Here is a 237-nt window from a genome sequence, read left to right as displayed (position 1 = left end):
CAGGGCTGCGGCCACGGGCGCCAGGTTGAACAGGGTGCCCTGCGTGCGCGGGGCGGGCACGATCTGCTCGTCCGACAGGCGCGCATCCAGCACATGGGCGACCACTTCCACCCCCGGCATCAGGCGCGACTGCTGGCTGACCGGGGTGGCAAACATATCGCCCAGGCCCGATGCGGCCGCGCCCACCAGCACATATTTGCCCCGGAAGGCATCGGCCGGCACCGCGCCGCGCAGCAC

Annotated in this window: 1 protein-coding gene; it reads right to left on the bottom strand. The window is 72.2% G+C overall.

The window, feature by feature from the left end:
- A partial coding sequence (locus DBV10_RS22985) for a CHASE2 domain-containing protein (protein WP_233589758.1) occupies nt 1–237 on the bottom strand: 237 nt, incomplete at both ends.

The organism is Acidovorax sp. FJL06 (assembly GCF_003852545.1).
Classification (GTDB): Bacteria; Pseudomonadota; Gammaproteobacteria; order Burkholderiales; family Burkholderiaceae_C; genus Acidovorax.
The sequence above is the reverse complement of the archived record's forward strand: the minus strand, read 5'-3'. Positions and strand labels throughout refer to the sequence as shown.